This window comes from Sandarakinorhabdus glacialis (assembly GCF_014643455.1).
Classification (GTDB): domain Bacteria; phylum Pseudomonadota; class Alphaproteobacteria; order Sphingomonadales; family Sphingomonadaceae; genus Sandarakinorhabdus; species Sandarakinorhabdus glacialis.
Genome location: NZ_BMJM01000002.1, coordinates 260,120 through 284,948 on the forward strand (window position 1 = coordinate 260,120; position 24,829 = coordinate 284,948).

25 protein-coding genes are annotated in these 24,829 nt (G+C 65.3%); 20 read left to right on the forward strand and 5 right to left on the reverse strand.

Going from position 1 to position 24,829, the window contains the following annotated elements; all coding sequences use genetic code 11:
• The first annotated feature begins 179 nt into the window (after nt 1-179).
• The 8 genes from IEW98_RS04145 to IEW98_RS04180 all read left to right on the forward strand — a co-directional run bounded on the left by IEW98_RS04145 (nt 180) and on the right by IEW98_RS04180 (nt 7,994).
• Nucleotides 180-1,229 carry a site-specific DNA-methyltransferase gene (locus IEW98_RS04145; protein WP_188761811.1) on the forward strand — a complete coding sequence of 350 codons (1,050 nt, stop codon included), beginning with the start codon at nt 180-182 and terminating at the stop codon, nt 1,227-1,229.
• 85 nt (nt 1,230-1,314) lie between these two features.
• Nucleotides 1,315-3,360, forward strand: coding sequence for a M13 family metallopeptidase (locus IEW98_RS04150; protein ID WP_188761663.1), 2,046 nt, complete (start codon nt 1,315-1,317; stop codon nt 3,358-3,360).
• A 107-nt stretch (nt 3,361-3,467) separates the two neighbouring features.
• Nucleotides 3,468-4,331: a dihydropteroate synthase gene (folP, locus tag IEW98_RS04155; protein WP_243450542.1), complete on the forward strand. Its 864-nt coding sequence runs from the start codon at nt 3,468-3,470 to the stop codon at nt 4,329-4,331.
• Between the two features lie 108 nt (nt 4,332-4,439).
• The gene (locus IEW98_RS04160) at nt 4,440-4,583 is read left to right on the forward strand and encodes an aa3-type cytochrome c oxidase subunit IV (protein ID WP_188761664.1); all 144 of its coding nucleotides are present in this window, start codon (nt 4,440-4,442) and stop codon (nt 4,581-4,583) included.
• Nucleotides 4,584-4,643: 60 nt separating this feature from the next.
• Nucleotides 4,644-5,798 carry a Re/Si-specific NAD(P)(+) transhydrogenase subunit alpha gene (locus IEW98_RS04165; protein WP_188761665.1) on the forward strand — a complete coding sequence of 385 codons (1,155 nt, stop codon included), beginning with the start codon at nt 4,644-4,646 and terminating at the stop codon, nt 5,796-5,798.
• 10 nt (nt 5,799-5,808) lie between these two features.
• Nucleotides 5,809-6,120 carry a proton-translocating transhydrogenase family protein gene (locus IEW98_RS04170; protein ID WP_188761666.1) on the forward strand — a complete coding sequence of 104 codons (312 nt, stop codon included), beginning with the start codon at nt 5,809-5,811 and terminating at the stop codon, nt 6,118-6,120.
• Between the two features lie 15 nt (nt 6,121-6,135).
• Nucleotides 6,136-7,557, forward strand: a complete 1,422-nt coding sequence (locus IEW98_RS04175) for an NAD(P)(+) transhydrogenase (Re/Si-specific) subunit beta (protein ID WP_188761667.1) — start codon at nt 6,136-6,138, stop codon at nt 7,555-7,557.
• Nucleotides 7,554-7,994 (forward strand): RidA family protein, encoded by a 441-nt coding sequence (locus IEW98_RS04180; protein WP_207792497.1) that lies wholly within the window; start codon nt 7,554-7,556, stop codon nt 7,992-7,994. Before IEW98_RS04175 ends, IEW98_RS04180 begins: the two co-directional genes overlap by 4 nt.
• A 120-nt stretch (nt 7,995-8,114) precedes the next feature.
• Here the strand turns inward: IEW98_RS04180 and msrA are convergent, their stop codons facing one another.
• From msrA to IEW98_RS04195, 3 genes are all read right to left on the reverse strand, one after another.
• Nucleotides 8,115-8,780, reverse strand: coding sequence for a peptide-methionine (S)-S-oxide reductase MsrA (msrA, locus tag IEW98_RS04185; RefSeq protein ID WP_188761668.1), 666 nt, complete (start codon nt 8,778-8,780; stop codon nt 8,115-8,117).
• 4 nt (nt 8,781-8,784) lie between these two features.
• On the reverse strand, nt 8,785-9,276 hold the full coding sequence (gene msrB / locus IEW98_RS04190) for a peptide-methionine (R)-S-oxide reductase MsrB (RefSeq protein ID WP_188761669.1): 492 nt from the start codon (nt 9,274-9,276) through the stop codon (nt 8,785-8,787).
• Nucleotides 9,277-9,470: 194 nt separating this feature from the next.
• Complete coding sequence (locus IEW98_RS04195; RefSeq protein ID WP_188761670.1) at nt 9,471-11,507, reverse strand: 3-hydroxyacyl-CoA dehydrogenase NAD-binding domain-containing protein; 2,037 nt, start codon at nt 11,505-11,507, stop codon at nt 9,471-9,473.
• A 110-nt stretch (nt 11,508-11,617) separates the two neighbouring features.
• Here IEW98_RS04195 and IEW98_RS04200 point away from each other — a divergent pair, with 110 nt between their 5' ends.
• The 9 genes from IEW98_RS04200 (at nt 11,618) to IEW98_RS04240 (ending at nt 19,609) form a co-directional block, all read left to right on the forward strand.
• The gene (locus IEW98_RS04200) at nt 11,618-11,935 is read left to right on the forward strand and encodes an FtsB family cell division protein (RefSeq protein ID WP_243450543.1); all 318 of its coding nucleotides are present in this window, start codon (nt 11,618-11,620) and stop codon (nt 11,933-11,935) included.
• Between the two features lie 121 nt (nt 11,936-12,056).
• Complete coding sequence (gene pdhA / locus IEW98_RS04205) at nt 12,057-13,064, forward strand: pyruvate dehydrogenase (acetyl-transferring) E1 component subunit alpha (RefSeq protein WP_243450544.1); 1,008 nt, start codon at nt 12,057-12,059, stop codon at nt 13,062-13,064.
• The gene (locus IEW98_RS04210; protein WP_371870746.1) at nt 13,064-14,467 is read left to right on the forward strand and encodes a pyruvate dehydrogenase complex E1 component subunit beta; all 1,404 of its coding nucleotides are present in this window, start codon (nt 13,064-13,066) and stop codon (nt 14,465-14,467) included. The genes pdhA and IEW98_RS04210 overlap by 1 nt, the downstream gene beginning before the upstream one ends.
• Nucleotides 14,464-15,825: a pyruvate dehydrogenase complex dihydrolipoamide acetyltransferase gene (locus IEW98_RS04215; RefSeq protein WP_243450545.1), complete on the forward strand. Its 1,362-nt coding sequence runs from the start codon at nt 14,464-14,466 to the stop codon at nt 15,823-15,825. Before IEW98_RS04210 ends, IEW98_RS04215 begins: the two co-directional genes overlap by 4 nt.
• Complete coding sequence (locus IEW98_RS04220) at nt 15,822-16,286, forward strand: endonuclease domain-containing protein (protein ID WP_279380341.1); 465 nt, start codon at nt 15,822-15,824, stop codon at nt 16,284-16,286. The genes IEW98_RS04215 and IEW98_RS04220 overlap by 4 nt, the downstream gene beginning before the upstream one ends.
• Nucleotides 16,283-17,677 carry a dihydrolipoyl dehydrogenase gene (lpdA, locus tag IEW98_RS04225; protein WP_188761673.1) on the forward strand — a complete coding sequence of 465 codons (1,395 nt, stop codon included), beginning with the start codon at nt 16,283-16,285 and terminating at the stop codon, nt 17,675-17,677. Before IEW98_RS04220 ends, lpdA begins: the two co-directional genes overlap by 4 nt.
• A gap of 88 nt (nt 17,678-17,765) precedes the next feature.
• The gene (locus IEW98_RS04230) at nt 17,766-18,062 is read left to right on the forward strand and encodes a hypothetical protein (RefSeq protein ID WP_188761674.1); all 297 of its coding nucleotides are present in this window, start codon (nt 17,766-17,768) and stop codon (nt 18,060-18,062) included.
• Nucleotides 18,063-18,140: 78 nt separating this feature from the next.
• Nucleotides 18,141-19,118, forward strand: a complete 978-nt coding sequence (gene lipA, locus IEW98_RS04235; protein ID WP_188761675.1) for a lipoyl synthase — start codon at nt 18,141-18,143, stop codon at nt 19,116-19,118.
• Nucleotides 19,118-19,609, forward strand: a complete 492-nt coding sequence (locus IEW98_RS04240; protein ID WP_188761676.1) for a type II toxin-antitoxin system RatA family toxin — start codon at nt 19,118-19,120, stop codon at nt 19,607-19,609. The genes lipA and IEW98_RS04240 overlap by 1 nt, the downstream gene beginning before the upstream one ends.
• On the opposite strand, the gene IEW98_RS04245 is transcribed toward IEW98_RS04240, so the two are convergent.
• Together IEW98_RS04245 and IEW98_RS04250 are read right to left on the reverse strand one after the other, a co-directional pair.
• Nucleotides 19,540-20,058 carry a CinA family protein gene (locus tag IEW98_RS04245; protein ID WP_188761677.1) on the reverse strand — a complete coding sequence of 173 codons (519 nt, stop codon included), beginning with the start codon at nt 20,056-20,058 and terminating at the stop codon, nt 19,540-19,542. The two genes, IEW98_RS04240 and IEW98_RS04245, sit on opposite strands and share 70 nt — an antisense overlap.
• A gap of 10 nt (nt 20,059-20,068) precedes the next feature.
• Nucleotides 20,069-21,220 carry a bifunctional 2-C-methyl-D-erythritol 4-phosphate cytidylyltransferase/2-C-methyl-D-erythritol 2,4-cyclodiphosphate synthase gene (locus tag IEW98_RS04250; RefSeq protein WP_188761678.1) on the reverse strand — a complete coding sequence of 384 codons (1,152 nt, stop codon included), beginning with the start codon at nt 21,218-21,220 and terminating at the stop codon, nt 20,069-20,071.
• Between the two features lie 46 nt (nt 21,221-21,266).
• On the opposite strand from IEW98_RS04250, the gene dusB reads away from it, so the two are divergent.
• From dusB to ntrC, 3 genes are read left to right on the forward strand one after another with little or no spacing between them, the layout of a single operon-like run.
• Nucleotides 21,267-22,301 carry a tRNA dihydrouridine synthase DusB gene (gene dusB, locus IEW98_RS04255; RefSeq protein WP_371870747.1) on the forward strand — a complete coding sequence of 345 codons (1,035 nt, stop codon included), beginning with the start codon at nt 21,267-21,269 and terminating at the stop codon, nt 22,299-22,301.
• The gene (locus IEW98_RS04260) at nt 22,301-23,395 is read left to right on the forward strand and encodes a two-component system sensor histidine kinase NtrB (protein ID WP_188761680.1); all 1,095 of its coding nucleotides are present in this window, start codon (nt 22,301-22,303) and stop codon (nt 23,393-23,395) included. Before dusB ends, IEW98_RS04260 begins: the two co-directional genes overlap by 1 nt.
• Nucleotides 23,392-24,810 carry a nitrogen regulation protein NR(I) gene (gene ntrC, locus IEW98_RS04265; RefSeq protein ID WP_188761681.1) on the forward strand — a complete coding sequence of 473 codons (1,419 nt, stop codon included), beginning with the start codon at nt 23,392-23,394 and terminating at the stop codon, nt 24,808-24,810. The genes IEW98_RS04260 and ntrC overlap by 4 nt, the downstream gene beginning before the upstream one ends.
• Nucleotides 24,811-24,829: the final 19 nt, after the last annotated feature.

The following is a 24,829-nucleotide window of genomic DNA, read 5'->3' on the forward strand; positions in this document are numbered from 1 at the left end:
CACGCCAACGCTGGGGGGTCGGTAGAGACCGAGACTCAACCCCTAGCGGTTTCCAGTCGTTTCGTACCCGATCGCTACAATCGGTTGATTCGATGGACTCTTGACGGCGAATCACTTGTGATTCATGGCGATTCTACGTGGCAACCCGGGAACGCGCCTTGCAGATCGATCGCATCATCATGGGGGACTGCATCGCAGCCATGAACGCCATGCCCGAGGGCTGTGCCGACCTCGTCTTTGCCGATCCGCCGTATAATCTGCAGCTGGCGCACAACCTCCACCGCCCCGAAGGCGGCAAGGTCGCCGCGGTCGACGACGATTGGGACAAGTTCGCCAGCTATGCGACCTATGACGAGTTCACCCGCGCCTGGCTGACGGCGGCGCGGCGCATCCTCAAGCCCGACGGGGCGATCTGGACGATCGGCAGCTATCACAACATTTTCCGCGTCGGGGCGGCGCTGCAGGATGCCGGCTACTGGATCCTCAATGACATCGTCTGGCGCAAGGCCAACCCGATGCCGAACTTCAAGGGCACGCGCTTTACCAACGCGCACGAGACGCTGATCTGGGCGTCGAAATCGGAGAATTCCAAGTACAAGTTCAACTATCACGCGATGAAGGCGATGAACGAAGAGCTGCAGATGCGGTCGGATTGGCTGATCCCGATCTGCACGGGCGGTGAGCGGCTGAAGACCGATGGCGTCAAGGCACACCCGACGCAAAAGCCCGAGGCGCTGCTGTATCGTGTGCTGCTGGCATGCACCGAGCCGGGCGACCTGATTGTCGATCCGTTCTTCGGCACCGGCACCACCGGCGCTGTCGCCAAGCTGCTCGGCCGGCATTACATCGGCATCGAGCGCGAGGAGAAGTACGTCAAGGTCGCCGAGGTGCGGATCGCGTCGCTGCTGCCCTTGTCGGGCGGTGACATGACCGTGACGCAGGGCAAGCGCGGCGAAACACGCATCCCGTTCGGCTCGCTGGTCGAATCGGGGCTGGTCCGTCCGGGCACCCGGCTTATCGATCCGCAGCGCCGCCACCAGGCCGAAGTCCGCGCCGATGGCTCGCTGAGCATGGGCACCAAGACCGGATCGATCCACCAGCTCGGCGCCGCGGCGCAGGGCCTGCCGAGCTGCAACGGCTGGACGTTCTGGCACATCGAGGAAGCCGGCAAGCTGGTCCCGCTCGATGCCAAGCGCGACGTCTATCGCGCCAGCGTCGGGACCGTGTGACCAACATTTAAGGCAGCAGACAGCCTTTACACCAACCGTATTGACCGGATAACACGCCTCCAGTGAAATATCCCGGGGAGTCGTAATGTCTCGTTCCATTCTACTGTGCGCATCGGCAATGGCGCTGCTGGCCGCCGCGGCGCCGGCCTTTGCCGCATCCGCCAAGCCCGAACTGGGCAGTTTCGGCTTCGACACCGCCGGCATGGACCGCAGCGTCAAGCCCGGTGACGACTGGGTACGCTTCACCAACGGCGGCTATACCGACAAGCTCGTCATCCCCGCCGATCGCACCAACTTCGGCATGTTCACCAAGCTGCGCGATCTCAGCCAGGAGCGGACCCGCAAGATCATCGAGGGCTCGGCGACCGCGGCCAGCACCGCCGCCAAGGGCACCGAAACCCAGAAAGTCGGCGATTATTATGCCAGCTTCATGGACGAGGCTGCTGCGGAAACGAAGGGCATTACCCCGATCAAGCCGATCCTGAGCGGTATCGATGCGATCAAGGACCGCAAGGCGCTGGCGGCGGAAATGGGCACGCTCGGGCGCGATGGCATCGACATGCCGATCGGCGCGCAGGTCATGGGCGACCTGAAGAACCCCGATGTCATTACCGCCTATGTCGGGCAGGGCGGGCTGGGCTTGCCCGATCGCGACTATTACCTCGACACCAAGAACCCCAAGTTCGCCGAAGTTCGCACGAAATATGTCGAGCATATCGGCCGCATGCTGGCGCTGGCGGGGCTCACGAATGCACCGGCGCGCGCTCAGGCGGTGTACGACCTCGAGCGCAAGATTGCCCAGGTGCATTGGAGCCAGGTCGAGCAGCGCCAGGTCGAGAAACTGTATAATCCGGTGGCGAGCAGCGCCATTGCCACGACGTATCCGGGCGTCGACTGGGCGCCGCTGCTGGCGTCGCTGGGGCTGTCGGCGCAGAAGGAGCTGATCGTCGCCCAGCCGAGCGCGGTGACGGGCATCGCGAAATTGATCGCCTCCGAGCCGCTGCCGGTGTGGAAGGATTATCTGACGATGCGGACGCTGGAGTCGACCGCGCCGCTGCTGTCGAAGGCCTTTGTCGACGAGAATTTCGCCTTCAACGGCACGGTGTTGGGCGGCCAGCCCGAGAACCAGCCGCGCTGGAAACGCGCCACCGATGCGACGTCCAACGCGCTCGGGGAGGCGGTCGGCAGCCTGTACGTCGCGCAGTATTTCCCGCCCGAGGCCAAGGTGAAGGCCGACGAACTCGTCAAGAACATCATCGCGGCGATGGACGAGCGGCTGTCGAAGCTCGAATGGATGGACCCCAAGACCCGCGTCGCGGCGCGCGAGAAGCTGGCGGCGTTCACGCCCAAGATCGGCTATCCGGAAAAGTGGCTCGACTATTCGAAGCTCGAGGTCGTTCGCGGCGATTCGGTCGGCAATGCCATGCGGTACCGGCGGTTCGAATACGACCGCCAGCTCGCCAAGATCGGCAAGCCCGTCGACCGCACCGAATGGGGCATGACGCCGATGACGGTGAACGCCTATGCCAACCCGCTGTGGAACGAGATCGTCTTTCCGGCCGCCATCCTGCAGCCGCCGTTCTTCGATGCGAATGCCGACGCCGCGGTCAATTACGGCGGCATCGGCATGGTCATCGGCCACGAGATCACCCACCATTTCGACGACCAGGGCCGCAAGTTCGACAAGCGCGGGCGTCTGGCGGACTGGTGGACGCCCGCCGATATCACGCGTTTCAAAGCGTTGACCGACAAGGTCGTCGCGCAATATGGCGCCTATGAGCCGCTGCCGGGATCCAAGGTCAACGGCGAGCTGACACTGGGCGAGAACATCGCCGATCTCGCCGGGATCACCATCGCCTATGACGCCTATCAGCGATCATTGGGCGGCAAGCCCGACAAGGTTATCGACGGCTTTACCGGCGACCAGCGCTTCTACCTCGGCGCCTCGCAGATCTGGCGGCAGAAGTACCGCGATGCCGCGATGCTGCGCGGGCTGACCACCGATCCGCATACGCCGGGCAATTATCGCCCCTATGTCGCACGCAATTTCGACACCTGGTACGCCGCGTTCGGTGCCAAGCCCGGCGAGAAGCTGTACCTTGCCCCGGCCGATCGGCTGAAGCTCTGGTAGGCGCCTGGTATCGTCCCACCGGGCTGGGCGACGGGCTGCCGCTTGCCGGCGGCCCGCTGCGCTTTGCGCGGGTGGAGATACTGGCGCGGGGCGAGCCGCCGCGCACGGTGCCGGCAGAAAGCCTTGGCGACGCGGTGCTGGGGCCGTTGACGCGGGCGCGGCTGGGCGTGGCCGGGCTGCCGGGCGATCGCACTGCGATAATGGGCATCTTGAACGTGACGCCCGACAGTTTTTCGGATGGCGGCCGGCACGCGGCACCCGCTGTTGCGATGGCGGCGACGCAGGCGATGGTGAGGGCAGGGGCCGACATCATCGACGTCGGCGCGGAATCGACGCGGCCAAGGGCGGCGACGGTGGACCTCCAAACCGAGACGGCGCGGCTGGCGGCGGTGCTGCCGGGGCTGGTCGGGCTCAACTGGAGCATCGACAGCCGCAAGGCGACGGTGATGCGGCAGGCGCTGGACGGCGGCGCGGCGCTGGTCAACGATGTCTCGGCTTTGGGGCATGATCCGGCGGCACTGGGGCTGGTCGCGGCGCGGGGTTGCCCAATCGTGCTGATGCACGCGCAGGGGTCGCCGGAGACGATGCAGGACGCGCCGACCTATGTGGACGCGCTGACCGATGTGTATGACTGGCTGGCGGCGCGGATTGCCGACTGCGAGGCTGCGGGGATCGATCGGGGGCGGATCATCGCCGATCCGGGGATCGGTTTCGGCAAGACGCTGGCGCACAACCTGGCGCTGCTGCGCGGGTTGACGCTGTTCCACGGGCTCGGTGTGCCGCTGCTGCTGGGGGCGAGCCGCAAGGCGCTGATCGCCCGGATTGCAGGGGACGCGCCGCCGGATCAGCGTCTGCCCGGCAGCCTGGCGCTGGCGTTGCACGCGGCGGCTTGCGGGGTGCAGATCGTGCGCGTCCATGATGTGCCGGAAACGGTGCAGGCGCTGACGGTGTGGCGGGCGGCTCAGAATTGACCCAAAATCGTCAGCTATGCGTTGCCGCGTGACATCTTCACACCAGTGTTGCATCTGCTATCAGGCGTTGGCGCAACGGGGCGCGGTTTCATGACTAATGGATCGACAATGGCGAACGACAAGCCGAACGGCGATATAGAAACGGTCAAGACCGACCACCGCTCGACCTATGACAATTTCATGTCGGTGACGAAATGGGGCGTCGCGGGGGTTTCGGTCGTGCTGATCCTGATGGCGATCTTTCTCGCCTGAAGACGAATCGGGGCGATAGTTTCGCCTGAAGACGCAAGATTACGATTTGGGGATGGGCACATGAAAATCGCCGTGCTTCGCGAGACCGCGGACGCTGAATATCGCGTTGCCGCCACGCCGGAAACGATCAAGAAACTGATCGGCCTTGGTGCCGAGGTTTCGGTCGAGGCAGGGGCCGGGGTCGGTGCGAATATCTCGGACGCCGCCTATGGCGATGCCGGCGCGAGGGTTGCAGATCGCGGTGCCATTCTTGGTGATGCGGATCTGATCCTGGGCGTTCAGGGGCCGGTTGCGGCCGATTTGCCCGGCACCAAGGCCGGCGCGATGCTCGCGGCGATCCTGTCGCCGTTGGCTGATCGGGCGCGGATCGACGGCTATGCGGCGGCGAATTTGACCGCGTTGTCGATGGAATTCATGCCGCGCATCAGCCGCGCGCAGTCGATGGACGTGTTGTCATCGCAATCGAACCTCGCCGGCTACAAATCGGTGATCGACGCGGCGGAGGCTTATGGCCGGGCTTTTCCGATGATGATGACGGCGGCCGGGACGATTTCGGCGGCGCGGGTGTTTGTCATGGGCGTCGGTGTCGCCGGCCTGCAGGCGATCGCGACGGCGCGGCGGCTGGGGGCGCTGGTATCGGCGACCGACGTGCGTTCGGCGACGAAGGAGCAGATCGAATCACTGGGCGCAAAGGCGATTTTCGTTGCCGACGTGAAGGGCATCGAGGGCGAGGGCAGCGGCGGCTATGCCACCGAAATGTCCGACGAATACAAGGCGGCCCAGGCGGAACTGGTCAGTAGCCACATCGCCAAGCAGGACGTGGTCATCACGACGGCGCTGATTCCCGGCCGCCCGGCACCGCGACTGATAACCGATGCCCAGATCGCCTCGATGCGGCCTGGCAGTGTCATCGTCGATCTTGCGGTCGAAAGCGGTGGCAATGTCGAGGGCTCGCGGGTCGGCGAGACGGCGGTCGTCCACGGCGTCAAGATCATCGGCCACAAGAACGCCGCGGCGCGGTTGGCAGCGGATGCTTCGGCGCTTTACTCGCGCAATTTGTTCAACCTGATCAATGCTTTCTGGGACAAGGACGCGAAGACTGTCGCTTTTCCCGCCGATGACGAAATCGTCATCGGCATCAAGCTGACCGAGGGTGGCAAGATCGTCCACGAACGGCTGCTGGCCGCCCCGGCCACGACCGCAGCGACGGCTTAGGAGCAGGACCATGGGTTTCATCTCGATCCTTTCCATCTTCGTGATGGCCTGCTTTGTCGGCTACTACGTCGTCTGGAGCGTCACGCCGGCGTTGCACACGCCGCTGATGGCGGTGACCAACGCGATTTCGTCGGTGATTATCGTCGGCGCGCTGATCGCGTCGTCGGCGGCGGTTGGCGGCTCCGAGATCTCGAAGTGGCTCGGCCTGCTCGCGGTGGTGCTGGCCAGCATCAACATCTTTGGCGGCTTCGCGGTGACGCGCCGGATGCTCGCGATGTACAAGAAAAAAGACAAGAAGCCGGTCACGGCCGCGGCGAAGTAAGGGGCAAGCATCACCATGGAACACGCCGTCGCCGCCACCCCCGCCTGGGCCGAACTGCTCTACCTCGTCGCGGGCGTCCTCTTCATCCTGTCGCTCCGCGGGCTTTCGTCGCCTGAATCGAGCCAGCGCGGCAATCAATATGGCATGGTCGGCATGGCCATCGCGGTCGTGACGACGCTGATCGTCCACCCGGTTGGGCTGCCATTGATCATCGCCGCGATCGCCATCGGTGGCAGCATCGGCTGGTTCATCGCGCAGAAGATCAAGATGACGGCGATGCCCGAGCTTGTCGCCGGTTTCCACAGCCTCGTCGGCCTCGCGGCGGTGCTTGTCGGCGCGTCGGCGTTCCTCAACCCCGACGCCTTCGGCATCGTGGACGGCGTCACCGGGCTTATTCACCCGGTCAGCCGCATCGAGCTCGGCCTTGGCGTCGCCATCGGTGCGATCACCTTCTCGGGGTCGATCATCGCGTTCCTCAAGCTCTCGGGCCGGATGAGCGGATCGCCGATCCTGCTGCCGGGCCGCCATGTCATCAACCTCGGGCTGCTCGCCGGCATCATCGGGCTGATCGCTTATTTTGTCACCGACCAGGCCGAGTGGATCTTCTGGACGGTGATGGTGCTCGCCTTCATCATCGGCTTCCTGCTGATCGTGCCGATCGGCGGCGCTGACATGCCGGTCGTCATCTCGATGCTCAACAGCTATTCGGGTTGGGCGGCGGCGGCGATGGGCTTCACGCTGCAGAACACCGCGATGATCATCACCGGCGCGCTGGTCGGTTCGTCGGGCGCCATCTTGTCGTACATCATGTGCAAGGCGATGAACCGCAGCTTCATCAGCGTCATCGCCGGCGGGTTTGGCGCCGAGTCCGACGCCGGCGGAGCCAAGGCTGGCGGCGTCGCCAAGGCTTACAAAGCCGGGTCGGCCGAGGACGCCGCATTCATCATGAAGAACGCCGAAAGCGTCATCATCATTCCGGGTTACGGCATGGCGGTGTCGCAGGCGCAGCACGCGCTCCGCGAAATGGGCGACCTGCTGCGCAAGGAAGGCGTCTCGGTCAAATACGCCATCCACCCGGTCGCCGGGCGCATGCCGGGACACATGAACGTCCTGCTCGCCGAAGCCAATGTGCCGTATGACGAGGTTTTCGAGCTCGAGGACATCAACGGCGAATTCGCCCAGGCCGACGTGGCGTTCGTCATCGGCGCCAACGACGTCACCAATCCGGCGGCCAAGACCGACAAGACTTCGCCGATTTACGGGATGCCGGTGCTCGACGTCGAAAAGGCCAAGACCGTGTTGTTCATCAAGCGCTCGATGGGCGGCGTCGGTTATGCCGGGGTCGACAACGAGGTGTTCTACATGGACAACACCATGATGTTGCTCGCCGACGCCAAGAAGATGGTTGAGAACATCGTGAAAGCCCTGGCGCATTGATCCGAGCGTCTGCGCTCGCGCTGCTGGTCGCCACGTCGGCAACGGCTGCGCCGACGGTGCACGTCACGTCGCCTGAATCGATCGCGCTCAACCGGCCGTTTTCGGATGCAACCGAGGTCGGCGGGGTGCTTTATCTGTCGGGCCAGATCGGCGCCGAACCGGGGGCAGACAAGGTCGTTTCCGGCGGTCTGGAGCCTGAAACCCGGCAGGTCATGGCCAACATCGGCGCGGTGCTGGCCAAGCGTGGCCTGACCTACGACGATCTGTTCAAGTGCACAGTCATGCTTGCCGACATGAAGCAGTGGGATGCGTTCAACCGGATCTATGTGACATATTTCAAGCCGGGGCGGTTTCCGTCGCGGAGTGCGTTCGGGACGAATGGGCTGGCGCGCGGCGCTGCGGTCGAGCTCGAATGCTGGGCGAATATCGCGCGCTGAACTTGGGAAATTCGATTGTCATGCTGAACTTGTTTCAGCATCCACCCCTCAGCAAAGTCAGCCTGTGCCGACCCCGCGACGGATGCTGAAACAAGTTCAGCATGACGAATCCTTAAGGGTTCAAACCGCCGGCTTGTCGCTCCACAATTGCGGAAACCGCGCCTTCAGCCCCTCGACCTTGGGCACATCGTTGATCGCGATATAGGGCTCGTTCGGATGCGCCCGCAGGTAATTCTGGTGGTAGGTCTCGGCCGCGTAAAAGGATTTCCCCGGCTCAAGCGTCGTGACGATCTTGCCCGGCCAGGTCTTCGCCGTCGTCAGCTGCGCCACATACGCCTTCGCCAGCCGCGCCTGCTCGGGCGTCTGCGGGAAGATGGCGCTGCGATATTGCGTGCCGCTGTCGGGACCCTGGCGATTGAGCTGCGTCGGGTCGTGCGCCACCGAAAACAGTATCCGCAGCAACGTGCCATAGCTGACGCGGGCCGGATCGTAGCGAACCTCGATGGCCTCGGCATGGCCGGTCATTCCCGACCCGACGATTGCGTACGACGCCGTGCGCCTATCGCCGCCGGCATAGCCCGAGCGCACCGATTGCACGCCCTTGATGCGCTCGAAGACGCCTTCGAGGCCCCAGAAACAGCCGCCGGCGAACACGGCGGTCTGCACCGGGCCGGCCTTGAGCGAAGTATCGGCGGCGGGTGCAGGGGCGCTCACCATGCGTTCGGCAGCGAGCGAGCAGCCGGCAGTGCCGAGCAAGACGGCGGCGATCAAACTGCGAACGATCATCGATCTATGCCTTTGCAGGAATAAAATTGAGCGAGACGCCGTTCATGCAATATCGCAGCCCCGTCGGCTTGGGGCCATCCTCGAACACATGCCCGAGATGCCCGCCGCAGCGGCTGCAATGGACCTCGGTGCGCTCCATCATCAACGCCGTGTCGGTCGTGGTGCCGACGGCTTTCGGCAGCGGTGCGTAGAAACTCGGCCAGCCGGTGCCGCTGTCGAACTTGGTCTTCGATGCGAACAGCAGCAGCGCGCAGCCCTTGCAGGTGAACGTCCCGGCGCGGTGCTCGTCGTTGAGCGGCGAAGAGAACGGCCGCTCGGTCGCTTCGTGGCGGAGCACGTCGTAGGACCTGCCCGGCAGCTTCGCGCGCCACTGGGCATCGGTCAGGGTGTAGGGGAACTTGCCCTTGGGGACCGGCGCGGCAGCAAAGCTGCGCGCTAAGGGCAGGGCGGCGGCGGCACCAAGACCGGCGATGAGGAGTGTGCGGCGGTTGTTCATGACTGCATATACGTGTGGAGATGCGCTGCGGTTACAAGAGGATCGGCAGCATGTCGCAGTATGCCAGGTGAAGGCCGCGGCAAAGCCGCGGCTGACGTCAGACGGGTTCGGTCGGCTTTACGCCGACCGCCCCGCTGGCCGAGCTTGCGCCTGTCGGCGAGCAACGCGCGGCGTTGCGCGCTCGCGGCGCGGCGCTAGAACCCCGCCTTCAACCGCGGTGACACATCCATCCCCATCCGCTCCAACCCGGCGGCGATCTTCTCGCGGCCGGCGTCGTTTTCGGCCCAGAACATCGGCCCGCCGCGGTACACCGGCCAGCCATAGCCGTTGATCCAGACAATATCGATGTCGCTCGCGCGCTGCGCCATGCCCTCGTCGAGGATCTTGGCGCCTTCGTTGACCATCGGGTACAGGCAGCGCTCGAGGATTTCCTCGTCGCCGATCTCGCGGCGGTTGATGCCCTGTTCGGCGGCATAATCGAGGATGATCTGCTCGGCGACCGGCGACGGTGTGCGGTTGCGCTCCGCGTCATAGTCGTAGAAGCCCTTGCCGTTCTTCTGGCCGCGCAGCCCGGCCTCGCACAGCCGGTCGCGCACGGTCAGGCCCTTCGACGTCTCCGCCGACCAGCCGATATCGAGCCCGGCCAGGTCGCTCATCTGGAACGGCCCCATCGGGAAGCCGAAATCCGTCAGCACGCGGTCGACGTCCGAAGGCCGTGCACCCTCGAGGATCAGCTTGTTGGCCTGTTCCTGCCGTTTGCCGAGCATGCGGTTGCCGATAAAGCCATGGCAGACGCCCGAGACGACGCCGATCTTGCCGATCGCCTTGCCGGTCGCCATCGCCGTGGCCAGCACTTCGGGTGCCGTCTTCGCCCCGCGCACGACCTCCAGCAGCTTCATGACATTCGCCGGCGAGAAGAAGTGCATGCCGACGACGCTTTCGGGCCGCGACGTGCTCGCCGCGATCTCGTCGACGTTGAGATAGCTGGTGTTCGACGCCAGGATCGCGCCGGGCTTGGCGATGGTGTCGAGCCGCCCGAAGATCTGCTTCTTGATCTCCATGTTCTCGAAGATCGCCTCGACGATCATATCGGCGTCCTTGAGGTCCTCGAGCGCCAGCGTCGACGTCAGCCGGCCCATGCGGGCTTCGACTTCCTCCATGCTGAAGCGGCCCTTCTTGGCGCTGTTTTCGTAATTGCGGCGGATGACCGCGACGCCCTTGTCGAGCGCTTCCTGCTTGGTCTCGACGATCGTCACCGGGATGCCGACCGACAGGAAGTTCATCGCGATGCCGCCGCCCATCGTACCGGCGCCGATGATGCCGACCGACTTGACCGGCAACAGCGCGGCCTTGGGGTCGAGCCCGTCGATCTTGGCAGCCTGGCGCTCGGCGAAGAAGACGTGACGCTGGGCCGCCGATTGCAGCCCGCCCATCAGCTTCATGAATTCGCTGCGCTCGACGCGCATGCCTTCCTCGAACGGCAGCGCAACCGCGGCCTCGATGCACTTGATATTGGCCTCGGGGGCCTCGAACCCGGCAAACTTGCGGGCGTTGGCCTTGCGGAATTCGGCGAACATCGGCGCCAGCGATGCTGCATCACCGCCGAGCCGCGAGCTGTCGTCGCGAACCTTGGTCAGCGGCCGGCCCTCGGCAACGACCTTCCGCGCGAATGCCACCGCGCCTTCCGTCAAATCGCCCTCGACGATGGCGTCGACCAGCCCGGCGGCGAGTGCGGCCTTGGCCGGCATCGGGTCGCCGCTCGTGGTCATCTGGACGGCTTTGGCGGCGCCGACGATTCGCGGCAGCCGCTGGGTGCCGCCGGCGCCGGGGAGCAGACCCAATTTGACCTCGGGCAAGCCAAGCCGCGCCTTGGCATCGGCAACGCGGTAGTGCGCGCACAATGCCACTTCGAGCCCGCCACCGAGTGCGGTGCCGTGGATGGCGGCGACGACCGGCACCGGCGAGGCTTCCATCGCATCCTGGACGCCGTGGAGCGAGGCACCGCGCGGCGGTTTGCCGAATTCGGAGATGTCGGCGCCGGCGATGAAGGTCCGCCCGGCGCAGACGAGCACGACGGCCTTGACCGACGCATCGGTCGCCAATGCCTTGAACGCGCCGTCGAGCCCGTCGCGGACATCCGCCGACAGCGCATTCACCGGCGGCGAGTCGATCGTGACGATGGCGATGTCGCCATCCTTGCGCAGGTCGACGACACTATTGATGGCGGTCATGCTCGCTCTCCCAAGGCTGTTGTTTGGGACGGTCATAGCAGGCTGGCGGCAGGAGGGAACAGGCGAGGCCCTCTCTTGAATGCGAGGGGGAGGGGGGCTAATGCTGAGATATGGAAAATCGCGCCAGCCTGATGAACTATCTGCGCCGCGCCGCGCTGCCGGCGATCTGCATCCTGTTGATCGGCTATTTCGTCTCGCACGCCATCACCGGTCCGACCGGCGTCATCGCCTGGAAGGACTATAAGGCGCAGCGTGCGGCCCTGGCCAAGCAGGCCGAGCAGAGCGCCGACGCCAAGGCCGCGCTCGATCGGCAGGTGCAATTGCTCGATCCGCGCAAGGTCGACCCCGATCTCGCCGACGAACTGGTCCGCAAGAACCTGAATGTCGTAAAGCCCGACGAGGTCATAATCCCGCTCGATACCAAGTAGCCCCGAACTAGCGCTTGAAGCGGCGGGGGTCAGGCTCCTATACGGGAAACCGGTTTCCGGAGGTGTTCAATTGGCTCGTCCCGCTTCGACTAAGGCGCCCGCGCCGTCCAATACGGTTCCCGTGACCAACTGGCCACGCCCCGGGGAACCTATACGGCACAAGCCGACCCGCACCGAGCTGCTCGATTATTATCGCCAGATGCTGCTGATCCGGCGGTTCGAGGAACGGGCCGGACAGCTTTACGGCATGGGGATGATCGGTGGTTTCTGCCATCTTTATATCGGCCAGGAAGCTGTTGTCGTCGGCATCCAAGCGGCGCTACAGGCAACCGATTCGGTTATCACCGGTTACCGTGACCATGGCCATATGCTGGCGGCAGGTATTCCAGCCAATGCGGTTATGGCCGAGTTGACCGGCCGCGCCGCCGGCATCTCCAAGGGCAAGGGCGGCTCGATGCACATGTTCAGCGTCGAGCATGGCTTTTACGGCGGTCATGGCATCGTCGCGGCGCAGGTGCCGCTGGGGACGGGTTTGGCGTTCGCGCATAAATATCGCGGCGATGGCGGGCTTGCGGTGACCTATTTCGGCGATGGCGCGTCGAACCAGGGCCAAGTCTATGAAAGCTTCAACATGGCCGAGCTGTGGAAGCTGCCGGTTATTTTCGTGATCGAGAACAACCAGTATGCCATGGGTACGAGCGTCAATCGCTCGTCGAGCGAGGACCAACTCTATCGCCGCGGCGAAAGCTTCCGGGTGCCGGGCCTCCAGGTCGACGGCATGGACGTGCTCGCCGTTCGCGGTGCCGCCCAGACCGCGGTCGAATGGGTTCGCGCCGGCAAGGGGCCATTGCTGCTCGAAATGAAGACGTATCGGTATCGCGGCCACTCGATGTCCGACCCGGCAAAGTATCGCAGCCGCGAGGAAGTCGCCGCGATGCGCGAGAAGTCCGACCCGATCGAGCACGCTAAGCGCGAGATCATCGAGGCCGGTTACGGCGACGAGGCCTCGCTCAAGCAGATCGACAAGGAAGTCCGCGAGATCGTCACCGCCGCTGCCGATTTCGCCGAAGGCGCGCCCGAGCCCGATGCCGCCGAGCTTTACACCGACGTCCTGGTGGGAAAATACTGATGCCCGAGATCAAGCTCCCCGCCATGTCGCCGACGATGGAAGAAGGCACGCTGGCCAAATGGCTGGTCGCCGAGGGCGATACCGTCAAGCCGGGCGACGTGCTGGCGGAAATCGAGACCGACAAGGCGACGATGGAACTCGAGGTCGATGACGGCGGGGTGGTGGCGAAGCTGCACGTCGCGGCGGGGTCGGAAGGCGTCAAGGTCGGCACGCTGATCGCGACCATTTTGGGCGAAGGCGAGGAAATGCCGGCGGAGAAGCCTGCGGAACCAGCCGCACCGGCAAAAGCCGCCGAACCGGAGCAGGCGCAAGCAATTACCGCCGCCGCGCCGCCCGCTCCCGAACCACCACAGGCGCCGCCCAAGGTGAGCCCGCTGGTCCCGGCCGAAGGCGTGCCCGTCGTCGCCGTCGCCGCCGGGCCGACCAAGCGGCAGACCGTCCGCGAGGCGCTTCGCGATGCCATGGCCGAGGAAATGCGCACCACGTCCGAAGTGTTCGTGATGGGTGAGGAAGTCGCCGAATACCAAGGCGCCTACAAGGTCACGCAAGGGTTGCTCGAAGAATTCGGCCCGCAGCGCGTCGTCGATACGCCGATCACCGAATATGGCTTTGCCGGGCTTGGCGCCGGCGCGGCGATGGGCGGATTGAAGCCGATCGTCGAGTTCATGACCTTCAACTTCGCCATGCAGGCGATCGACCACATCATTAATTCGGCGGCCAAGACCAATTACATGAGCGGCGGCCAGATGCGCTGCCCGATCGTCTTCCGCGGCCCCAACGGCGCTGCCTCGCGGGTCGGCGCCCAGCACAGCCAGAATTATGGCCCCTGGTACGCCAGCGTGCCCGGCCTGATCGTCATCGCACCGTACAGCGCCGCCGACGCCAAGGGGCTGCTCAAGGCGGCAATCCGCTCGCCGGATCCGGTGGTGTTTCTCGAAAACGAGCTGCTCTACGGCCAGAGCTTCGACGTTCCCGAAGGTGACGATGTCGTCGTGCCGATCGGCAAGGCGTCGATCGTTCGCGAGGGCAAGGACGTGACGTTGGTCAGCTACTCGATCGGCGTCGGCGTTGCGCTCGAAGCGGCGAAAACGCTGGCGGAGGAAGGCATTGAAGCCGAGATCATCGATCTGCGCACCTTGCGGCCACTCGATACCGCCACCGTGCTCGCCTCGCTCAAGAAGACCAACCGCATGGTCGTCGTCGAGGAGGGCTGGCCGACTTGCTCGATCTCGTCGGAGATCATCGCGGTGGCGATGGAACAGGGTTTCGACGACCTCGACGCCCCGGTACTGCGCGTGACCAACATCGACGTGCCGCTGCCCTATGCCGCGAACCTCGAGAAGCTGGCGCTGCTCAAGGTCGAGGATGTCGTCGCGGCAGCCAAAAAGGTCTGCTACAAATGATCGACATCAACATGCCGGCCCTGTCTCCGACCATGGAGACCGGCACCCTGTCGAAATGGCTTGTCGCTGTCGGTGACGTGGTCAAGTCGGGCGACGTGCTTGCCGAAATCGAGACCGACAAGGCGACGATGGAAGTCGAGAGCATCGACGAAGGTACCGTCGCTGAACTCGTGGTCGCCGCCGGCACCGAGGGCGTTCCCGTCGGGCAGGTGATCATGCGCCTTGCCGGGGAAGGGGAGGATGTTGCTCCCGCGGCCAAGGCAACCCCGGTTGCTCTGGAAGCGCCGAAGCTTTCGCTGGTGACAGCCGAGACGCCGCCAGCCGCCGCGCCGACAACTCCGGCCGCGCCTGTTGCGCCGGCTGCCCCGGCCGCCGCCGCGCCTGCGGCGCCGCCCGCTGCTGCAGCCCAGCCCGCCGCAGTTCCCGATACGGGAGCCCGCGTCAACGCCTCGCCGCTGGCGCGCCGGATCGCCGAGGCGCAGGGCATCGCGCTCGCCGGCGTCACCGGGACGGGACCCAATGGCCGCATCGTCCGCGCCGATGTCGACGCTGCTGCCGGCAAGCCCGCCGCCGCCGCTCAGGTTGCTGCCGCTGCAGCGCCAGCAACCGTCATCGCCGAAGCCCCGGCGCCCAAGCCCGCCGCAACGCCGGCTCCCGGCTTTGCCGACATCCCGCAAACATCCGAAAAGCTCGGCAATGTCCGCAAGGTCATCGCCCGCCGCCTGACCGAGGCCAAGCAGACCGTTCCGCATTTCTACCTGACCAGCGACATCCGCATCGACGCGCTGCTCAAGCTGCGCGGCGAGCTCAACAAGGCGCTCGAACCGCGCAAGATCAAGCTGTCGGTCAACGACATGGTCATCAAGGCGCTCGCCCTCGCGCTGCGCCAGGTCCCCAAGGCCAATGTCTCGTTCGCCGGTGACACGCTGATCAGCTACTCGCGCGCCGACATTTCCGTCGCCGTGGCGGCACCGTCGGGCCTGATCACGCCGATCATCGTCGGCGCCGACTTGAAGCCGATGTCGGTCATCGCCACCGAGATGCAGGCGCTCGCTGCCAAGGCTCGCGAAGGCAAGCTGCAACCGCATGAATACCAGGGCGGGACGGCGAGTGTCTCCAATCTCGGCATGTATGGGATCAAGCAGTTCGATGCGGTGATCAATCCGCCGCAGGGCATGATCCTGGCGGTTGGGGCGGGTGAGAAGCGGCCGTATCTCGTGGATGATGCGCTGGCGATTGCGACGGTGATGACGGTTACGGGGAGTTTTGATCACCGGGCGATCGATGGCGCCGACGGCGCGGAATTGATGAGCGCGGTGAAAGCGTTGATCGAGAGCCCGCTTGGGCTCGTGGCGTGACCCGCCCCTCTCCCCCCGCGGGAGAGGGCGACTCGCCACTTGGCGAGCGGGGTGAGGGGGGCTCACCCCTGCAATTGCACGCCCGCTCAATGCGCAAGGAAATGACAGTCGCCGAACGATTGCTTTGGTCGATCCTGCGAGACCGCCGTTTCTCGGAATACAAGTTCCGCCGCCAGGTCCCGGTCGGCCGCTTCATTGCAGATTTCATGTGTTACTCGGCGCGCCTGATCGTTGAAGCCGACGGCGGCCAGCACGCGGAAAGCGCCTACGACGAAAGCCGAACCTTATGGCTTGAAGCGCAGGACTTTCGCGTTCTTCGATTTTGGAACAGTCAGATTCTGACCCAGCGCCGCACGGTCCTCGATACGCTTCATGCCGCGCTGGCCGACCCCTCACCCCGCTCGGCGTTGCCGAGTCGCCCTCTCCCGCAAGGGGAGAGGGAAGAAAGTCGCGCACCATGACCGCTGAATCCTTCGACCTCGTGATCCTCGGTTCCGGCCCCGGCGGCTATGTCGCCGCCATCCGCGCTGCACAACTCGGCTTCAGCGTCGCCATCGTCGAGCGCGAGCGCCTCGGCGGCATCTGCCTGAACTGGGGTTGCATCCCGACCAAGGCCCTGCTCCGCACCAGCGAAATCTACCATTACATGCAGAACGCCGACGCCTATGGCCTGTCCGCCACCGGCATTTCCTTCGACCTCGCCAAAGTCACCGAACGCAGCCGCAAGGTCGCCGGCCAGCTCAATTCCGGCGTCAAATCGCTGATGAAGAAGAACAGGATCACCGTCGTCGAGGGCAACGGCACGCTCACTGCCGCCACCCAGGTCACCGTTACCACCGGCCAGACCCGCGTTCTCGATGGCAAGAACGTCATCGTCGCCACCGGCGCCCGCGCGCGCGATCTGCCCGGCCTCGTCGCCGACGGCAAGCGCATCTGGACCTACCGCCACGCCATGGTCCCCCCCGAAATGCCGACGAAACTGCTGGTCATCGGTTCGGGCGCGATCGGCGTCGAATTCGCCAGTTTCTACTCCGACATGGGCGCCGAGGTGACCATCGTCGAAATGCTCGATCGCGTCCTGCCGGTCGAGGACGAGGAGGTCTCCGCCTTCATGCAAAAGGCGCTAACCAAGCAGAAAATGCGGCTGATCACCGCTGCCAAGGTCAGCGACGTGACCCCCGGCGCCACCGAAGTGAAAGCCACCATCACCACCGTCGACGGCAAGGCCACCATCGAAAGCTTTTCCCACGTCATCGTCGCCATCGGCATCGTCCCCAACACGGAAAACATCGGCCTCGAGGCGCTCGGTGTCGCCACCGATCGCGGTCATATCGTCAACGATGGCTTCGGCCGCACCAACGTCCCCGGCCTGTGGGCGATCGGCGACGTCACCGGCGCCCCCTGGCTGGCGCAGAAGGCTAGCCACGAAGGCATCATCGCCGTCGAGACCATTGCCGGGCACCATGTTCACCCGCTGGACAAGGCCGCCATCCCCGGCTGCACCTATTCGCGGCCGCAAGTTGCCAGCGTCGGCATGACCGAAGCCAATGCCAGGGCGGCGGGCTACGACGTCAAGGTCGGCAAATTTCCCTTCATCGGCAACGGCAAGGCGATCGCACTCGGCGAGGCCGAAGGCTTCGTGAAGACCGTCTTCGACGCCGCCACCGGCGAGCTTCTCGGCGCCCATATGGTCGGTGCCGAAGTCACCGAGCTCATCCAGGGCTATGTCATCGCGCGGCAGCTCGAAACCACCGAACAGGAGCTGATCAACACAATATTCGCCCACCCGACGCTGAGCGAAATGATGCACGAAAGCGTCCTTGGTGCGTACGGCCGCGCGCTGCATTTCTAGCCTGTGGGCCATCGCCGTGTTCGCGCAAATCGCGTCCGCACAAATCCCGGCGCCCAGGTTTGCGGCGGTCCCGCCGTCGCTTAGCGCCTTGTGCCCGAAGGCCGCGCCCGGCGAGATCGTCGTCTGCGCCGATGTCGAGCGCCCCAAGTCACCCTACCGCCTGCCGCTCCCCCTCGAACCCGACCCCGAAAGCCGCAATTCGATCAGCATCTCGCGCGAACGCAACGCGCTGTTCGACCATGACGCCGGCGGCATGCACAGCTGCTCGACAGCGGGTTCGGCCGGCCAGTCGGGCTGCGGCTTCAAGCGTCACAAATCCTGGGTCGAACAACGCGCCGGCGCCAGGGACCCTCGCGGCCGCATTTTCGACGCGGCCCGCGAATGACCTCATGCCGTCCCCGCATAGGTCGCATGCGCCCCGTGCCGCATTGGCATCGCGCCCAGCAAAGGCTATCTGCACATCATGAGTGAATTTGCCGCCAGTCCGATCGCGACCCCGATCGTTACCCTCCCCGAAGTCCGCGCCCGCAAGCCCGACTGGCTCCGCGTCCGCGCCCCAACCTCGCCGACGTTCGCCGAAACCCGCGCGCTGATGCGCCGGCTCAACCTCAATACCGTCTGCGAGGAAGCCGCCTGCCCGAACATCGGCGAATGCTGGAGCCAGAAGCACGCTACGGTGATGATTCTCGGCGACACCTGCACCCGCGCCTGCGCCTTTTGCAACGTCAAGACCGGCATGCCCGGCCCCGTCGACATGCTGGAACCGATGCACGTCGCCGAAGCCGCCGGCGCCCTTGGCCTCGAACATATTGTCATCACCTCGGTCGACCGTGACGACCTGCCCGATGGCGGCGCGCGCCAGTTCGTCCGCGTCATCGAGGAACTGCGCAAGCACGCACCGCGCACGACGATCGAGATCCTGACCCCCGATTTTCGCAACAAGGCCAAGCTCGCGGTCGAGATGATCGTCGCCGCCGGGCCCGATGTCTACAACCACAACCTCGAAACCGTGCCGCGGCTCTACCCGACGATCCGCCCCGGCGCGCGTTATTACCACTCGTTGCGCCTGCTCGACCAGGTCAAGTCGTTGAACGACCAGGTCTTTACCAAGTCCGGCGTCATGGTCGGCCTCGGCGAAACCGCGCAGGAGCTTCACCAGGTCTGGGACGACATGCGCTCGGCCGGCGTCGATTTCCTCACCGTCGGCCAGTATCTCCAGCCGACGCCGCGCCACGCCAAGGTCATCGATTTCGTCACCCCGGCGGCATTTGCGGCCTATGGCTCGGTGGCGCGGTCGAAGGGCTTTCTCCAGGTGGCGGCGTCGCCCCTGACGCGCTCGTCGTATCATGCCGGCAAGGATTTCGCCGAGATGCAGGCGAAGCGCCGAGCGAAGGCGAGCACGGCAGACAGCGCTAAATTCGCTGCTGTGACGCCAGCCTGATGCCGCGCCATTCCGAAACCCGGCATTTGTCCTGGTCGCAGGAACAGATGTTCGACCTTGTCGCCGACATCGGGAAATATCACGAATTCCTGCCATGGGTGCAGGCGATGCGGATACGCAGCATCGAGGGCAATGTCGTCACCGCGGACATGGTTGTCGGCTTCAAGATGGTCCGCGAGCGCTTCACCAGCCGGGTGACGCTCGATCGGCCGCGCCGCGTCGATGTCGATTATATCTCGGGGCCGCTGAAATACCTGACCAACGACTGGATTTTCCGCCCCGCACCCGGCGGTGGCTGCGATATCGATTTCAGCGTCGATTTCGAATTCAAGAACAAGATGTTCGAGCGTCTCGCCGGCATGTTCTTCGCCGAGGCCTTCCGCCGCATGGTCGCTTCGTTCGAAACCCGCGCCGCCGCGGTCTATGGCCCCGCGGTCGCTGCTGTGTCGGGCTCGGGCATCAGCAGTTCGAGCGCCACCAGCGCCGCCTGACGGCGGATTTCGCTGCGGCCGAGGTCGCCGAAATGGCGGACGTCGGCGGTCACCCGGTCGGGATCGCCGCCGCGAATGGCGCGCGCGAACACTACCGTGCCGACCGGCTTTTTGGCCGTGCCGCCGCCCGGCCCGGCGATGCCGGTGATGGCGACTGCCGTATCGGCGACGCTGTGCTTCAGTGCGCCTTGTGCCATCGCCCAGGCCACCGCGATCGAGACCGCGCCGAAGGTTTCGAGAATGTCCTGGTTGACCCCGATGGCGTCCAGCTTGGCCTCGTTCGAATAGGTCACGAAGCCGCGATCGAAGACGTCAGATGCGCCCGCAATCTCGGTGAGGGCGGCGCTGACCAGCCCGCCGGTGCAGCTTTCGGCAACCACGAGCATCCGTCCGGCGATGCGGTTTGCGTCGAGGACGCGTTCGGCGACGGCGAGGAGTTCAGGGTCCATGGCGCCCGCCTTACGCCGGAAGTCGCACGCTGGCGATGGCCTGTGCGGCAATACCTTCGCTGCGCCCGGTAAAGCCCAGCAACTCGGTCGTCGTCGCCTTGACGCTGACCTGCGCCACCGGGATTTCGAGGATCGCGGCGATACGCTCGCGCATGGTCAGGCGGTGCGGGCCCACCTTTGGCCGCTCGCAGATCAGTGTCACGTCGACATGGTCGATGACCCCGCCGGCCTCGCGCACGAATTTCGCTGCGTGGGCGAGGAAAATGTCCGACGCGGCGCCTTTCCACCGCGGATCGCTGGGCGGGAAATGATCGCCGATATCGCCCGCCGATATCGTGCCGAGCAGCGCGTCGGTCAGGGCATGGAGCCCCGCGTCGGCGTCGCTATGGCCGACCAGGCCGTGGCTGTGGGGGATCTGCACGCCGCACAGCCAGACATGGTCGCCGGGTCCAAAACGATGAACATCGAAGCCGCTGGCGGTGCGCGAGGTGAGGGGGATGACGATCATCGCTGCAGCCTTGGCAAAATCCTGTGGCCCGGTCACCTTGAAAGCGCGTTCGTCGCCCGGCGTGATGGCGACGCGCAGCCCGGCGGCCATGGCGATGGCCAGTTCGTCGGTAGCGCCGTCGGGAGCATTGCGGTGCGCGGCGAGCAGTGGCGTGTACCGGAACGCTTGCGGGGTCTGGACGCGCCACAGGCCGTCGCGATCGACGGCCGCGTCATAATGGTCGTTGCCACGGCGCAAGCTGTCGATGACCGCAAGCGCCGGCACCGCTCCGTCGTTGGCCGGGATGGCAAGCGCCGCGAGCAGGCCGTCGATCACAGCGCTGGGCAAGAAAGCGCGCGCCGCGTCATGGACAAGCACAAGGGCAGGGGGGGTGCCTGCCAGTGCCTCCAGCCCATTGCGAACCGAAACCTGCCGTGTTGGCCCGCCCGCCACCGGCTCGGGAAGCGCCAGACCAGCGACAGCGGCGTCATAAAGCAGCCGGTCCGCCGGATTGATCACGACCGTCACCGCGTCGATCGCGGGGTGCGCCAGCAATCCCTCGATCGCATGGCGTAGCAGCATCTGGCCGCCCACAAGCTGATATTGCTTGGGCACATCGCCGCCAGCGCGGAAGCCCTGACCAGCAGCGACGATAAGGGCATGAACGTTCACCATCGCCGTCTAGCGCGCCGCAAGCTTGCCGAACAGGGGGAAAGCCGATATGGGCCGTGCCTGTTTTTTGGGCATAATCGTGTCGCGCATCCATCCCATCTCAATCGGCCCTGTCAGGCTCGAAATGCCGGTTATCCTGGCGCCGATGACGGGCGTCACCGATCGGCCATTCCGCACCCTCGTCAAGCGCTTCGGTGCCGGTTTGACCGTTACCGAGATGATCGCCAGCGAGGCGATGATCCGCGAGACGCGCCAGTCGCTGCAAAAGGCCGCCTGGGACCCGAGCGAGGACCCGGTATCGATGCAGCTTGCCGGTTGCGACCCCGATCGCATGGCCGAAGCCGCCAAGCTCAACGAAGGCATGGGCGCCGCGATCATCGACATCAACATGGGCTGCCCGGTGAAGAAGGTCGTCAACGGCCATGCCGGGTCGGCGTTGATGCGCGAACCAGAACTGGCGGCCCGGTTGATCGCGGCGACGGTCAAGGCGGTCAAGGTCCCGGTAACGCTCAAGATGCGGATGGGCTGGGATCATGCCAGCCTCAACGCCCCCGAACTGGCGCGCGTCGCCGAGGACCTCGGTATCCAGCTGATCACCATCCACGGTCGAACGCGCTGCCAGCTCTATTCGGGCACGGCCGACTGGGCCTTTGTGCGGTCAGTCAAGGATGCCGTCAAAGTCCCTGTAATCGTTAATGGCGATATCTGCTCGATTGCCGATGCCGAGACTGCGCTCGACCAATCGGGCGCCGACGGCGTGATGATCGGCCGCGGCGCTTATGGCAAGCCATGGCTGATCGCACAGGTCATGGCGGCGCTCACCGGCCGCCCGGTCCCCGGCGACCCGTCGCTTGTCCAGCAGCATGCGCTCGTTCGCGAACACTACGCTGCGATGCTCGATCTCTACGGCACCGTCATCGGCGTCAATCTCGCGCGCAAGCATCTCGGGTGGTACACCAAGGGCCTCCATGACTCAGGGCAGTTCCGTAACGCCGTCAACCAGTTGGCCGACCCGGCGCAGGTTACGGCAATGATTGACCGCTTTTACGACGAGCAGATGCAGCTGGAAGCGATCGCGGCCTGATGGCCGGCGCCGCCGAGCTGCTTGCCGGCCTTGCGGTTCCGGCGGTCCTCATCGATCCCGGCGGCATTCCGGTCCAGGCCAACCTCGCTGCCGAAATCTTCCTCAACGCCAGCCAGCAGGCGCTAGCCGAGCGCGGTTGGAGTGCTGCCTTCGGCCATGACAGCGTCGTCGACGACCTTGTCCTCCGCGCCCGGGCCGACGGCAGCGGCTGCGCGGCGTATGACCTGCCGCTACATTTCGCAGGCGGCCGTATTGCCCGCGCCGACGTGCTGGTATCGCCTGTCGGCGAGGCCCCCGACTGGCTGACCGTCGCCTTCCAGACCCGCTCGGTCGCGACGCTCGTGGATCGCCAGGTCCACCAACAGGGCGCGGCGCGGTCGGCCGTCGGCGTCGCCGCCATGCTCGCGCATGAAATCAAGAACCCGCTGTCGGGCATCCGCGGCGCCGCGCAGCTCCTCGCCAGCGGCTCCGACAGCGCCAACAGCCTCGAGGATCGGCGCGAGCTAACCGACCTCATAGTCGCCGAGGTCGACCGCATCGCCAAGCTTGTCGACCGGATGGAGAGCTTCACCGACACCCGCCCGATGACGCTGCGTCCCGAAAACATCCACGAGATCCTCGGCCATGTCCGCAAGCTTTCGGAACAGGGTTTCGGCAGCGGCATCGCCATCACCGAAAGCTACGACCCGTCGCTGCCCCTCGTCGCCGCCAACCGCGACGCGCTCGTCCAGGTCTTCCTGAATCTTTTCAAGAATGCCGCCGAAGCGACTGGCAACACCGGCCGTATTCGCATCACCACCGCGTTCCGCCCGGGCCTCAAATTCCGTCCCGAAGGCGGCGGCCCGCCGATCTCGCTCCCCCTTGAAGTCCGCATCATCGACAATGGCCCCGGCGTCGACGACGACCTTGTCGACCATGTCTTCGAACCGTTCGTGACCACCAAGCGCGGAGGTACGGGCCTGGGGCTCGCGCTGGTCGCCAAGATCATCGCCGATCATGGCGGCGTAGTCGAATATGAACGCACCAGCGAAGTTGCGGAAACCGTCTTCCGCGTCCGCCTGCCGGTCGCACGCACCTCGGGAAGGGCCGCATGACCGCAACCGTGATCGTCGCCGACGACGACGCCGCCATCCGCACCGTTGTTCGCCAGGCATTGACCCGCGCCGGCTACCAGGTTCGCCTGACGGAAACCGCCGCCGGCCTCGTCAAGCTGGTCAGCGAGGGCCGCGGCGACGTTGTCGTCACCGATGTTATCCTTCCTGACGCCAATGGCCTCGATACCATCCCCAAGCTGCTCGCCTTGCGCCCGGGCCTGCGCGTGATCGTGATGAGCGCGCAGAACACCCTGTCCACCGCCGTCCGCGCGACTGAGCAAGGCGCCTTCGACTATTTGCCAAAACCGTTCGATCTCAAAGAATTGACGCGTTCCGTTGCCGCCGCACTCGAAGGTCGCGCCCAGACCGACACCGGCGAATTCGGCGGCGACGACACCCCGCTCATCGGCCGCTCGCCGGCCATGCAGGAGGTCTATCGCCTCATCGCCCGCGTCGTCCCGAACGACCTGACGGTGATGATCCTTGGTGAAAGCGGCACTGGCAAGGAGCTGGTTGCCCGCGCCATCCACGACATGGGCCCGCGCGCAAACCGGCCGTTCATCGCCCTCAACATGGCCGCCATCCCGCGCGAACTCATCGAAAGCGAGCTGTTCGGCCATGAACGCGGCGCCTTTACCGGTGCCGCCGCGCGAGCTTCGGGCAAGTTCGAACAGGCACAGGGCGGCACATTGTTCCTCGACGAGATCGGCGACATGCCGCTGGAAGCCCAGACGCGGCTGCTCCGCGTCCTGCAGACCGGCGAATTTACCACCGTCGGCGGCACCCGGACCCAGCGCGCCGATGTCCGCATCCTGACGGCAACCAACCAGGATCTCCACGCGCTGACCCAAGCCGGGCGCTTCCGCGAGGACCTGTATTACCGGCTGAACGTCGTCCCGCTGCAACTCCCCCCCTTGCGCGCCCGCATCGAGGACGTCGCTGCGCTCGCCCGGCATTTTCTCGAAATCGCTGCTTCCGAAGGCCTGCCCCGCAAACAGCTCGACCCGCTCGCGATCGACGCGCTCCGTGCCCATGCCTGGCCCGGCAATGTTCGCGAGCTCGAAAATCTCATGCGCCGCCTCGCCGTCCTCGAGCGCGGCGACACCATAACCGCCACGGCCGTCAGCGCCGGTATCGGCCAGCGGACCCCGCCGCCGGCCCCCGCCGCTGAAAGTTCCAGTCTCGGCGAGGCGGCCGCTGTCCATATCGCGCGCTATTTCGCCGATTTTGCCGGCAATCTGCCCCCCGATGGGGTCTATGATCGCCTGCTCGCCGAAGTCGAACGGCCGCTGATCGCCGCCTGCCTCGATGCCACCGGCGGCAACCAGCTCAAAGCCGCCAAGCTGCTCGGCATTAATCGCAACACCCTGCGCAAGAAACTGACCGATCTCGCGGTCGAATCCCGCCGCGTCTAATTACCGCCCAAATCTGTCA